This window comes from Cereibacter ovatus (assembly GCF_900207575.1).
Classification (GTDB): domain Bacteria; phylum Pseudomonadota; class Alphaproteobacteria; order Rhodobacterales; family Rhodobacteraceae; genus Cereibacter_A; species Cereibacter_A ovatus.
Genome location: NZ_OAOQ01000003.1, coordinates 14,815 through 26,504, shown reverse-complemented (window position 1 = coordinate 26,504; position 11,690 = coordinate 14,815). Strand labels below are relative to the sequence as shown.

The window sequence follows — 11,690 nt, the reverse complement described above, 5'->3', positions numbered from 1 at the left end:
CATGCGGACGGTGCTGCTGGCGGATCTGGTGACGGTGGCGCGGACACTTGCCGCGCTGCCGGGGCAGGAAAGGGCCGCCTGTCTGGGGCGTCTGGTGGAACAGGCGCATTCGGCGCACAAGGTCTCGAAGCGGCTGGGCCATTCGCATCCTGCATGGGGCGACGGCAGTCTGGGTTCTGCCGCATCCGGGCTGCCGCGACGGCGCGAGCCGCTGGGCCTTGATGCCGATTTTCTGGACGCTCTGGCGTTGATCGCGCTGATGTTGGCGTGTCGGGCAAGGAAGCGGTCAGACAAACACCCCCTTTCGCTGTCACAAACGTCGACTATGTGCTAATTTGAAACACCATCACGAAGGATCAGCCATGGCCGAGCCCAAACCCCGCGTTTCGACCGTAGATCCGGTCTGGCAGCGTATAGTCGAAGAGGGTCATGCCGCCATTCTGACCGAACCGCTGCTGGGCGGTCTTGTTCACTCCAGCCTTCTGCATCACCCCTCGATGGAGCGGGCGCTGGCTTATCGATTCTCGTTGAAGCTTGCCTCGGGCGAGATGAGTGAGCAGATTCTGCGCGAGATCGCCGATGATGCTTATGCCTCTGACCCGGATCTGGGGCAGATGGCGCGGGCAGACATGGTGGCGGTCTATGATCGTGACCCGGCGTGTCATCGGTTCATTCAGCCGATTCTGTTCTTCAAGGGCTATCAGGCAGTTCAGGCCTATCGGGTCGGCCATTGGCTTTGGACGACCGGACGGCAGGATCTGGCCTATTTCGTCCAGATGCGTGTGTCCGAGGTATTCGGGGTCGATATCCATCCTGCGGCGCGGATCGGGCGTGGCATCATGATCGACCATGCCCATTCCATCGTGATCGGCGAAACCGCGGTGGTGGGGGACAATGTCTCGATGTTGCATTCGGTGACGCTGGGCGGCACCGGCAAAGCGGATGGCGACCGCCACCCCAAGATCGGCAACGGGGTGATGATCGGGGCCGGGGCGAAGGTTCTTGGCAATATCCATGTCGGCCATTGCAGCCGGATCGCCGCGGGTTCGGTCGTGCTGCACGACGTGCCGCCCTGCACCACGGTTGCAGGTGTGCCCGCGCGGGTCGTGGGCGAGGCGGGATGCGCGCAGCCCTCGGTCAAGATGGACCAGTTGCTTTCCGACGGCTGAACGCGAAAGGGGCGGCCGAAGCCGCCCCATCGCGTCCCGTCACGCCAGCATGGCGAGCGGGTTTTCCAGATTGTCACAGATCGCGCGCAGGAACTCGGCGCCCAGTGCGCCGTCGATCACCCGGTGATCGACCGACAGTGTCATCGACATCACAGTGGCCACCGCGATCTGGCCATCGCTGCCCACCACGGGTGTCTTGATCCCGGCCCCCACAGCCAGTATCGAGCCATGCGGCGGGTTGATGACCGCGTCAAAATTCTCGACCCCGAACATGCCCAGATTCGAGATCGCGAAACTGCCGCCCTGATATTCCTGCGGCGCAAGCTTGCGCGTCCGGGCGCGGGCGGCCAGATCCTTCATCTCGGATGACAGCGCCGACAGCGTTTTCGCCTGTGCGTCGCGCAGGACTGGCGTGAACAGCCCCCCCTCGACCGCGACGGCCACTGCGACATCGGACGGCTTCAGCCGCAGGATGCGGTCGCCCGCCCAGACGGCATTGGCATCCGGCACCTGCTGAAGCGCCAAAGCACAGGCCTTGATGATGAAATCATTGACCGAAAGCTTGACCCCGCGGCCTTCAAGCGAGGCATTCAACTGGCTGCGGAACGCCATCAGCGCATCCAGCCGCACCGAGCGGCGCAGATAGAAATGCGGGATCGTCTGCTTGGCTTCGGTCAGGCGGGCGGCAATGGTGCGCCGCATCCCGTCAAGCGCGATCTCATCGAACGCGCGATCGGAATAGAGCCTGGCAACCGTCTCGGCCGAGGCGCCGGTTGACGCTGTCGCCAAGGCAGGTTGCGCCGCGGGGGCCGGTGCGGCCACGGGTGCGCGGGCCGGTTGTGCGGTGGGCGCCTGCGGGGCCGCGCCCTCGACATCGGCCCGCACGATGCGGCCGCGCGGACCCGATCCTGTCACGGTCGACAGATCCAACCCTTTTTCCTTCGCGATGCGTCGCGCCAGTGGCGAGGCGAAGACGCGACCACCCGCCTCTTTGGGCGCCATGGTCGGCGCTGGTGCCGGTGCAGCGGTCGGGGTGGGGGCCGCGCTTGCGGGTTGCGTGGCAGGTGCCGCCGGTTTGGGCGCCTCGGCGGTTTCATCTTCTGCAACCATCAGCGCGATGGGGGTGTTGACCTTCACCCCCGCGGTGCCTTCGGCGATCAGGATCCTGCCAAGGATACCTTCATCCACGGCCTCGAATTCCATCGTGGCCTTGTCGGTCTCGATCTCGGCGATCACGTCGCCGGCGCGGACCGCATCCCCTTCTTTTTTCAGCCATTTCGCCAGCGTCCCCTCTTCCATCGTCGGAGACAGCGCGGGCATCAGGATCTCGGTTGCCATCGGGATCTCCTTAGCGGTAGCAGACGGATTTCGCGGCTTCGACAACCTCGGCCGTGGTGACCAGCGCGTGCTTTTCCAGGTTGGCCGCATAAGGCATCGGCACATCCTTGCCCGTCAGGTTCAGCACCGGCGCATCCAGCCAGTCAAAGGCCCGCTGCATGATCGTTGCCGCCAGATGATTGCCGATGGACCCCACCGGCCAGCCTTCTTCCACCGTGATGCAGCGGTTGGTCTTTTTCACGGAGTCGATCACCGTGTCGTAATCGATGGGGCGCAGGGTGCGCAGGTCGATCACCTCGGCCGAGATGCCCTCTTTCGCCAGCCGGTCGGCGGCTTCCAGCGCGTAGGTCATGCCGATGCCGAACGAGACGATGGTCAGGTCGGTGCCTTCGCGCCAGATCCGGGCCTTGCCGAAGGGGATGGTGAAATCTTCCAGAACCGGAACCTCGAACGAGCGGCCGTAAAGGATCTCGTTTTCAAGGAAGATCACCGGGTTCGGATCGCGGATCGCCTGTTTCAGCAAGCCCTTCGCGTCCGATGCGGAATAGGGCATCACCACTTTCAGGCCGGGGATCTGGGCATACCAGGCGGCGTAATCCTGGCTGTGCTGGGCGCCGACGCGGGCGGCGGCACCGTTCGGGCCGCGGAAGACGATGGGGCAGCCCATCTGCCCGCCCGACATGTAAAGCGTCTTGGCGGCCGAGTTGATGATCTGGTCGATGGCCTGCATCGCGAAGTTGAAGGTCATGAACTCGACAATGGGGCGCAGGCCACCAAAGGCCGCGCCGACCGCCATGCCGGCAAAGCCGTGCTCGGTGATCGGGGTGTCGACCACGCGCTTGGTGCCGAATTCGTCCAGCAGGCCCTGACTGATCTTGTAGGCGCCCTGATACTCGCCCACCTCTTCGCCCATCAGGAACACGGCCTTGTCGGTGCGCATTTCTTCGGCCATGGCCTCGCGCAGCGCCTCGCGGACGGTCATGGTCTTCATCGCCGTGCCCTCGGGCCAGTCGGGCGAGAGGTCACGCGGCGCGGGTGTCCGATCAATGGCTTTGGCCTGCGCGGCTTCGATACGGGGCGCAGGCTTTGGCGCAGGCGAGGGGACGGCGGTTTCGCCGTCTTCCACCAGCACCGCGATGGGGGTGTTGACCTTTACCCCTGCGGTGCCCTCGGCGATCAACAGCTTGCCGACGGTGCCTTCATCGACGGCCTCGAATTCCATTGTGGCCTTGTCGGTCTCGATCTCGGCGATGATCTGGCCGGATTTCACCGCGTCGCCTTCCTTCACCAGCCACTTGGCCAGCGTGCCTTCCTCCATCGTGGGCGACAGGGCGGGCATCAGAACTTCGGTTGCCATGGTCTTGTCCCCTCAGGCGTAAATGTCGGTCCAAAGCTCTTCGAGCGCGGGCTCGGGGCTTTCCTTGGCGAAGTCGGCAGCCTCGTTCACGATGGCCTTGATGTCGCGGTCGATGGCCTTCAGGTCGTCGTCGGTGGCGAGGTTGCCCTGCATCAGCAGATCGCGCACATGTTCGATGGCGTCCTTTTCGTCGCGCATCCGCTGGACTTCTTCACGCGTGCGGTATTTCGCAGGGTCCGACATCGAATGGCCGCGGTAACGATAGGTCATCATTTCCAGGATATAGGGCCCCTGTCCGGCTCGGCAGGCGGCAACCGCCTTTTCGCCCGCAGCCTTCACCGCCAGCACGTCCATGCCATCCACCGCCTCACCCTTGATGCCATAGGCGGCGCCGCGTTCCCACAGCGAGGGCGACCGGGTCGAGCGTTTCACGCTGGTGCCCATCGCATACTGGTTGTTTTCGATCACGAAGACGACCGGCAGACTCCAGAGTTTGGCCATGTTGTAGGTTTCGTAGACCTGGCCCTGATTGGCCGCGCCATCGCCGAAATAGGCGAAGGTCACGTTGTCGTTGCCGAGATATTTGTCGGCGAAGGCAAGGCCCGCGCCCAATGGCACCTGCGCGCCGACGATGCCGTGGCCGCCGTAGAAATGTTTCTCTTTCGAGAACATGTGCATCGAGCCGCCCTTGCCCTTGGAATAGCCGCCCTCGCGCCCGGTCAGTTCGGCCATGACGCCCTTGGCGTCCATCCCGCAGGCCAGCATGTGGCCATGGTCACGATACGATGTGATGCGTTTGTCGCCGTCCTTGGCGGCGGCCTCAAGGCCGACGACGACGGCTTCCTGCCCGATGTAGAGATGGCAGAACCCGCCGATCAGGCCCATGCCGTAAAGCTGGCCGGCCTTTTCCTCGAAGCGGCGGATGAGCAGCATCTCGCGGTAATAGCGCAGAAGGTCGTCCTTCGATGCGTTGGAGTGTTCGGGCGATTTTCTGGTGGCCATTGCGGCGCCTCCCGTCGCGACAAGTAGTTCAAAGTTAAACTACCCTTAGCTTATCGCGGCGCTGGGGGCGAGAGCAAATGTTTTGCCGGAGGGGGGCGGGTTCTTCGGGCCCCGTTGGGGCCGTCATCGCCCGCCGCTGCCGCGGAGGGGATCGGATGATGTCCGGCCAGAGAGCGGCCGGGTGTGGATATTTGGACCAGAGTGAATGGGCAGAGGGGGCGCCCGGGATCGGCGGGCGAGAAGGGATCGGATCAGCGGATCACGATCTCGTCGGCGCGGACATAGCCCAGGACCGAGCGTGCCTGTTCATCGAGCAGGTCGAGGTCGAGGTATTCGTCTGACAGGCGACGGGTCTTGTTGCGCATGTCATCCAGTTCGGTGGCAAGCTGGTCGCGTTCGGCTTGGAGGGCCTTGGCTTCGGCCTCGATCTGGACCTGACGGAACACGCCGTAATCGCCCTGCACCGCCGCAAAGGTGAAATAGGCGCCCAAGGTGAAGGCCAGCGCGAAATAGAGGCTGGCGCCGATGGCGGGACGGGAGGTTGGGACGGTCATGCTCTGCCTTTTGCGCCCCTCGTTCGGTGGGGGCGGTGGTCTGAGGATGCCAGAATTGCAGGGCTTTGGGAATCGGGAATATGGCCCTTCCCGGTGCGGGAAGGGCCGGCGGTATCAGGCGCGGCCCTTGTAGATGTCGACCAGTTTGGCCAGCATGGCGAGGGCATCCTCGCGCGAGCGTTGGAAGCTGTTGCGGCCGATGATCGAGCCGTTGCCGCCGCCGTCGCGGATCGCGCGGGCGTCGTCATAGACCGAATCCTCGCCCTTCTTTGCGCCGCCCGAGAACACCACCACGCGGCGGCCGGCGAAGGCTGCATCCATGCAGTGTTTCACCCGTGCGGCCTGGGTTGCGATGTCGATCTGTTGCGCTTCGTAGACCTTTTTCGCCTCACCCAGCATCAGGTGATCGGTGGAGAGTTTGATCTTGATGATATGCGCGCCGATCAGGGCCGCGATCTGTGCGGCATAGGCGGCCACGTCGATGGCGGTTTCGCCGTCCCTGGTGATCGCCTCGCCGCGCGGATAGGACCAGATCACCGTGGCCACGCCCTTGGCGGCGGCCTCTTTGCGCATTTCGACGATTTCCTCATACATGTCGAGTTGCGCGTCCGAGCCGGGGTAGATCGTGAAGCCGATCGCCGCGCAGCCCAGCCGCAGCGCATCGTCGACCGAGGCCGTCACCGCCTGGTTCTTGCCGGCGGTGTCGCTCATCAGCGAGTTGGCCGAGTTCACCTTGAGGATCGTCGGGATCTGGCCTGCATAGGTGTCGGCGCCGGCTTCCAGCATTCCCAGCGGCGCGGCATAGGCATTGAGGCCGGCATCGATCGCCAGTTGATAATGGTAGTGGGGGTCATAGCCTGCGGGGTTCGGCGCGAAGGTGCGGGCGGGGCCGTGTTCAAAGCCCTGATCGACTGGCAGGATGATCATCTTGCCGGTGCCGCCCAGCTTGCCTTCCATCAGCATCCGGCACAGGTTGGCCTTCACGCCGGGCGTCTCGCCTTCGTAGTTGGCAAGGATCTTCTGAACTGCTCTGCTCGCGCGCATCCCGCTGGTCCTTTCGATTGGGTCGGAAAGGGTCTAGACCGGCAGGATGCGCTTCGCAATTCTGGTGGCGCTAACACCGCGCCACCACGGGGAAATCCGCCGTTCAGACGTTCAGGGCCGCCACGCCGGGCAGCTCTTTGCCTTCCATCCATTCGAGGAAGGCACCGCCCGCCGTCGAGATGTAGGAAAAGCCTTCGGCCGCGCCGGCCTTGTTCAGCGCCGCGACCGTGTCGCCGCCGCCCGCGACCGAGATCAGTTGCCCGGCCTTGGTCAGTTGCGCAACCTGAAGTGCTGCGGCGTTGGTGGCGGCATCGAAGGGCTCGATCTCGAAGGCGCCAAGCGGGCCGTTCCAGATCAGCGTCCTGGCCGAGGCAAAGACCTCGGACAGGGCCGCGACCGTTTTCGGCCCGGCGTCGAGGATCATCGCATCGGCGGGGCAGGCGGCGGCGTCCACGGTTTCGTTCGCGGCATTGGCCTTGAACTCGCGCGCAACCACCACGTCGATCGGCAGATGGATGGTGCAGCCCGCAGCCTTGGCCTTGCCGACGATCTCGAGCGCCGTGCCAGCCATGTCGCGTTCGGCCAGCGACTTGCCGACTTCGATGCCCTGGGCGACGAGGAAGGTGTTGGCCATGCCGCCGCCGATCACCAGATGGTCGACCCGGCCCACGAGGTTGCCCAGAAGATCCAGCTTGGTCGAGACCTTGGCACCGCCCACCACGGCCACGACGGGGCGTTCGGGCTTGCCAAGTGCGGCATCCAGCGCCTTGAGTTCGGCCTCCATCAGGCGACCGGCGGCGGCGGGCAGAAGGCGCGCGATGCCTTCGGTCGAGGCATGGGCCCGGTGCGCGGCCGAGAAGGCGTCGTTCACATAGACATCGCCCAGCTTCGCCATCGCGGCCGCAAGGTCGGCATCGTTCTTTTCCTCGCCCGCGTGAAAGCGGGTGTTTTCCAGCAGCAGCACCTCGGCTGCGCCCATTGCGGCGATGGCGGTCGCGGCGGCCTCGCCCACGCAATCGGCGGCAAAGCCGACCGTCACGCCCGGCATCGCCTTCTGCATCGCCGGCAGGACCAGGCGCAGGCTCATGTCAGGATTGACCTTGCCCTTGGGGCGGCCGAAATGGGCCAGCAGCACCGGCTTGCCGCCCTTGGCCAGGATGTCCTGCACCGTCGGCACGATCTTTTCGATCCGGGTCGCGTCGGTCACTTCGCCGTTTTCCATCGGCACGTTCACATCCACCCGCACCAGCACGACCTTGCCCGCCAGTTCGATATCGTCGAGTGTTTTCCAGCCCATTCCGGTCCCTCATGTTGGCAAGTTTCCCGCTTCCAAGCCGATCCCCGGCGTTGCGTCAACCGGCGTTCGGCCGCAGGCGGGGCAAATCAGACCTTTTCCTGAGGGCCTGGCCCCACTAGGTTGCCCGCAACCGGAAAAGAGGAGGGCCCCATGGCCGAGATCAAGGATCCCGAAAACACCATCATCATGACGCTGAAGGACGGCGAGGTGGTGATCGAGCTTCTGCCCGACGTGGCGCCGAAGCACTCTGCGCGGATGAAGGAACTGGCCCGCGCCAAGGCCTATGACAATGTGGTGTTTCACCGCGTGATCGAGGGCTTCATGGCCCAGACCGGCGATGTGGCCAATGGCAATGCGGAAAAAGGCTTCAACCTGCGGCGCGCAGGCACGGGCGGGTCGGATCTGCCGGACCTGCCGGCCGAATTCTCGAAGGTGGCGCATGCACGCGGCACGCTGGGGGCGGCGCGGTCGCAAAACCCGCATTCGGCCAACAGCCAGTTCTTCATCAACTTCCGTGACAACGATTTCCTGAATGGCCAGTATACCGTCTATGGCCGGGTGATCGCGGGGATGGAATTCGTCGACAAGATCGTGCGCGGCGAGCCGCCGGCGAATCCCGACAGGATGATCTCGGTTCGGGTGGCCGCCGATGTCGTCTGAACGGTTCTTCCTTGCGGGGCTGATGTCGGTCGGCGTCGCGGTTCTGGGGGGGTATGCGCTGTCGCAGTCGGCGGTGTTCGCGCAGGACTTCGAGGATGGTCCGGGGCCGAATCTGGTGATCGAGGTTGCCGGAAAGGCGCAGGGGCAGGTGGTGATCGATCTGTTGCCTGACGTGGCACCGAAGCATGTCGAGCGGATGGTCACGCTTGCCCGGGAAGGCGCCTATGACGGGGTGGTGTTTCATCGCGTGATCGAGGGCTTCATGGCCCAGACCGGCGATGTCGAATTCGGCAAGGGTGATGCGACGGGCCGCGCGGGGATGGGCGGGTCGTCCTATCCGGACCTGCCGGCCGAATTCTCGGACATTTCCTTTGATCGCGGCATCGTCGGCATGGCGCGGGCGGCAAGCCCGGATTCGGCCAATTCGCAGTTCTTCATCATGTTCGCCCCGGGAGAGTTCCTGAACGGCCAGTATACGGTCGTCGGGCGTGTGGTGCAGGGCATGGAGGTCGTGGATGCGATCACCCGCGGCGAGCCGCCACGGACGCCGGATGCGATGGCGAAGGTCAGCGTCGTCGAGTGATTGCGCTGTCGGGCGGGGGGCTGTCTGCCCCCCGTGCCCGCCCGTGGGCGGGCGGTTCCGCCCGCCCCCCTCCGGAGGAGGGGATGCGGGCAGAACCCTTCCCCCCGAGGATATTTTGGCCAGAATGAAAGCGGTCTCCGCCGGGGTTGGGGCGCGGCCGTGCGCCCCTTGCTTCAGGCGAGGCGGACGAGTTTGTGCTTTTTCTTGCCGATCGAGACCTTCAGTTCGTCCTTGATCGTGGCCGCCGTGACGGTGGCGTTGGCGTCGGTCACAAGGTCGTTGTTGAAGCGTAGCCCGTTTTCCGCGATCAGCCGTTTCGCCTCTTTGCCTGAGGCGACAAGGCCGCTGGCCACGAGGAAATGGCTGACCGACAGCCCGTCGCCCAGCGTGGCGGCGGCAAGTTCGACCACTTCCAGTTCGCCGCCGATGCCGCCCTGTTCGAACACGGCGCGGGCGGTCGCTTCGGCGGCGCGGGCGGCGTCTGCGCCGTGCAGCAGCGTTGTCACCTCATTCGCCAGCAGGATCTTGGCGGCGTTGATCTCGGCGCCTTGCAGTGCGCCGAGGCGGTTGCATTCCTCGACCGGCAGGTCGGTGTAGAGTTTCAGGAACCGGCCCACGTCGGCATCGGTGGTGTTGCGCCAGAACTGCCAGAAGTCGTAGGGCGCCAGCATCGCCCCGTTCAGCCAGACCGCGCCGCCGGCTGATTTGCCCATCTTGCGCCCGTCCGATGTGGTCAGGAGTGGCGAGGTCAGGCCGAAGATTTCGCGGTCCAGCACGCGGCGCGTCAAGTCGATGCCGTTGATGATGTTGCCCCACTGGTCCGAGCCGCCCATCTGCAACCGGCAGCCGTAGCGGCGGTTCAGTTCCAGGAAGTCGTAGGCCTGAAGGATCATGTAGTTGAATTCCAGGAACGACAGCGACTGTTCGCGGTCGAGCCGGCTTTTCACGCTTTCGAATGACAGCATCCGGTTCACCGAGAAGTGTCGGCCGATGTCGCGCAGGAAATCGAGGTAGTTGAGGCTGTCCAGCCATTCGGCGTTGTTCAGCATCAGCGCGTCACTTGCCCCCTCGCCATAGCTCAGGTAGCGCGCGAAGACCTGTTTCATGCCGGCGATGTTCTCGTCGATCTTCTCGGGTGTCAGCAGCGGGCGTTCTTCCGACCGGAACGACGGGTCGCCCACCTTGGTTGTGCCGCCGCCCATCAGCGTGATCGGTTTGTGCCCGGTCTTTTGCAGCCAGCGCAGCATCATGATGTTCAGCAGGTGGCCCACATGCAGCGAGGCCGCCGTGGCGTCATAGCCGATATAGGCGGGCACGACCTCCTTCACCAAAGCCTCGTCCAGCGCCTGCATGTCTGTGCAGTCGGCGAGGTAGCCGCGTTCCTGCATCACGCGCAGGAAATCGGATTTCGGATGGTATGTCATCGGACCCTCGTGCCTTGATCGGTCATCGTCTGCTATGATGGCCGCGTATAGCGATGGCTTCGAGAGAGGGAAAGCCATGTTGAAGGGTGGCGCGGTCTGGGCTTTGGGCACGATGTCGGGCACTTCGCTTGACGGGGTGGATGCGGCGATGGTGCTGACGGATGGCGAGCGGATCTTCGAGTTCGGTGCCTCTGCCTATCGGCCCTACAGCAGGGCGGAACAGGATGTGCTGCGCGCGGCGTTGGGTCTTTGGCCGGGCGATGCGGGTGTCGAGGTGGCCGCCGGGATCGTCGAGGCGGCCCACGCCGATCTGCTGGTGCGGTTCCGCGGCGCGGATCTGGTGGGGTTTCATGGCCAGACGCTGGCGCATGAGCCGGGCGGGCGGGGCACGCATCAGGCCGGCTCGGGCGACAGGTTGGCGCAGGCGCTGGGGGTGCCGGTGGTGTGGGATTTCCGCTCGGCCGATGTGCGGCTGGGCGGGCAGGGGGCGCCGCTGGCGCCGTTCTACCATTTTGCCTGTGCGCGGCATGTCGGGGCCGATACGCCGGTGGCCTTCCTGAATCTGGGCGGTGTGGGCAACCTGACATGGGTCGATCCGCGTCAGGCCGCGCCCGAGGCGCCGGGGGCCTGTCTTGCCTTCGACACCGGGCCGGCCAATGCGCCGCTGAACGATCTGATGCAGGCGCGCTTCGGGCTGGCGCAGGATGAAGGCGGGCAGCTGGCCGCGAAGGGGCGCGTGGCGGAAGCGGTCATCAAGGCGTTTCTGGATCACGCCTATTTCTACCGGATGCCGCCCAAATCGCTGGATCGCGATGCATTCCCGGATCTGCTGGCGGCGGTTTCGGGGCTTTCGGATGCCGATGCCGCAGCGACGCTGACCGCCGCCGCCGCTGCCGCCGTGGCGCGGGGGGCCAGCCATTTCCCGACGCCGGTCCGGCAGGTTCTGGTGACAGGCGGCGGGCGGCGCAATCCCACGCTGATGGCGATGATCGAGGCGCGGCTTGCCGCCGAGGTGGTTCCGGTCGAGCAGGTGGGCCTTGATGGCGACATGCTGGAAGCGCAGGCCTTCGCCTTTCTGGCGGTGCGCGCGGCGCGGGGGTTGCCGACGTCGGCACCCTCCACGACCGGGGTGGCGGCCTGTGTCGGGGGGGCGCGCATCAGTCGGCCCCAGAACGCGAAAGGCTGACCGTCGTGATGCGCTGAAAAATCGTTTCGTGAAACGGGAAGGGGCGCCGTCTGGCGCCCCTGAAAAGATTTTGCGC

At 65.0% G+C, this 11,690-nt stretch carries 12 protein-coding genes; 5 read left to right on the top strand and 7 right to left on the bottom strand.

Translation table 11 applies throughout. From position 1 onward, the window contains the following. The first annotated feature begins 1 nt into the window (after nt 1). Together CRO07_RS04550 and cysE are read left to right on the top strand one after the other, a co-directional pair. Nucleotides 2–334 carry a DUF7742 family protein gene (locus tag CRO07_RS04550; RefSeq protein WP_097029508.1) on the top strand — a complete coding sequence of 111 codons (333 nt, stop codon included), beginning with the start codon at nt 2–4 and terminating at the stop codon, nt 332–334. Nucleotides 335–362: 28 nt separating this feature from the next. After that, the gene (gene cysE / locus CRO07_RS04545; protein ID WP_097029507.1) at nt 363–1,169 is read left to right on the top strand and encodes a serine O-acetyltransferase; all 807 of its coding nucleotides are present in this window, start codon (nt 363–365) and stop codon (nt 1,167–1,169) included. Between the two features lie 39 nt (nt 1,170–1,208). Here cysE and CRO07_RS04540 read toward each other — a convergent pair whose 3' ends face one another. The 6 genes from CRO07_RS04540 to CRO07_RS04515 form a co-directional block, all read right to left on the bottom strand. Continuing rightward, nucleotides 1,209–2,507: a pyruvate dehydrogenase complex dihydrolipoamide acetyltransferase gene (locus CRO07_RS04540; protein ID WP_097029506.1), complete on the bottom strand. Its 1,299-nt coding sequence runs from the start codon at nt 2,505–2,507 to the stop codon at nt 1,209–1,211. 10 nt (nt 2,508–2,517) lie between these two features. After that, complete coding sequence (locus CRO07_RS04535) at nt 2,518–3,864, bottom strand: pyruvate dehydrogenase complex E1 component subunit beta (protein WP_097029505.1); 1,347 nt, start codon at nt 3,862–3,864, stop codon at nt 2,518–2,520. Between the two features lie 12 nt (nt 3,865–3,876). After that, nucleotides 3,877–4,866, bottom strand: coding sequence for a pyruvate dehydrogenase (acetyl-transferring) E1 component subunit alpha (gene pdhA / locus CRO07_RS04530; RefSeq protein WP_097029504.1), 990 nt, complete (start codon nt 4,864–4,866; stop codon nt 3,877–3,879). Nucleotides 4,867–5,117: 251 nt separating this feature from the next. Further along, entirely contained in the window at nt 5,118–5,420 is a 303-nt protein-coding gene (locus CRO07_RS04525) for an FtsB family cell division protein (RefSeq protein WP_097029503.1), read from the bottom strand. Nucleotides 5,421–5,534: 114 nt separating this feature from the next. After that, nucleotides 5,535–6,464, bottom strand: coding sequence for a class I fructose-bisphosphate aldolase (locus CRO07_RS04520; RefSeq protein WP_097029502.1), 930 nt, complete (start codon nt 6,462–6,464; stop codon nt 5,535–5,537). Nucleotides 6,465–6,567: 103 nt separating this feature from the next. Beyond that, a complete protein-coding gene (locus CRO07_RS04515) occupies nt 6,568–7,761 on the bottom strand; it encodes a phosphoglycerate kinase (protein ID WP_097029501.1) in 1,194 nt (397 codons plus the stop codon). A 150-nt stretch (nt 7,762–7,911) separates the two neighbouring features. Here CRO07_RS04515 and CRO07_RS04510 point away from each other — a divergent pair, with 150 nt between their 5' ends. Together CRO07_RS04510 and CRO07_RS04505 are read left to right on the top strand one after the other, a co-directional pair. Then, nucleotides 7,912–8,421, top strand: a complete 510-nt coding sequence (locus CRO07_RS04510; protein WP_097029500.1) for a peptidylprolyl isomerase — start codon at nt 7,912–7,914, stop codon at nt 8,419–8,421. Continuing rightward, nucleotides 8,411–9,004, top strand: a complete 594-nt coding sequence (locus tag CRO07_RS04505) for a peptidylprolyl isomerase (RefSeq protein WP_097029499.1) — start codon at nt 8,411–8,413, stop codon at nt 9,002–9,004. The genes CRO07_RS04510 and CRO07_RS04505 overlap by 11 nt, the downstream gene beginning before the upstream one ends. Nucleotides 9,005–9,177: 173 nt before the next feature. Here CRO07_RS04505 and tyrS read toward each other — a convergent pair whose 3' ends face one another. Continuing rightward, on the bottom strand, nt 9,178–10,428 hold the full coding sequence (gene tyrS, locus CRO07_RS04500) for a tyrosine--tRNA ligase (protein WP_097029498.1): 1,251 nt from the start codon (nt 10,426–10,428) through the stop codon (nt 9,178–9,180). Between the two features lie 76 nt (nt 10,429–10,504). On the opposite strand from tyrS, the gene CRO07_RS04495 reads away from it, so the two are divergent. Further along, nucleotides 10,505–11,614, top strand: coding sequence for an anhydro-N-acetylmuramic acid kinase (locus tag CRO07_RS04495; protein WP_097029497.1), 1,110 nt, complete (start codon nt 10,505–10,507; stop codon nt 11,612–11,614). The last annotated feature ends 76 nt before the right edge of the window (nt 11,615–11,690 follow it).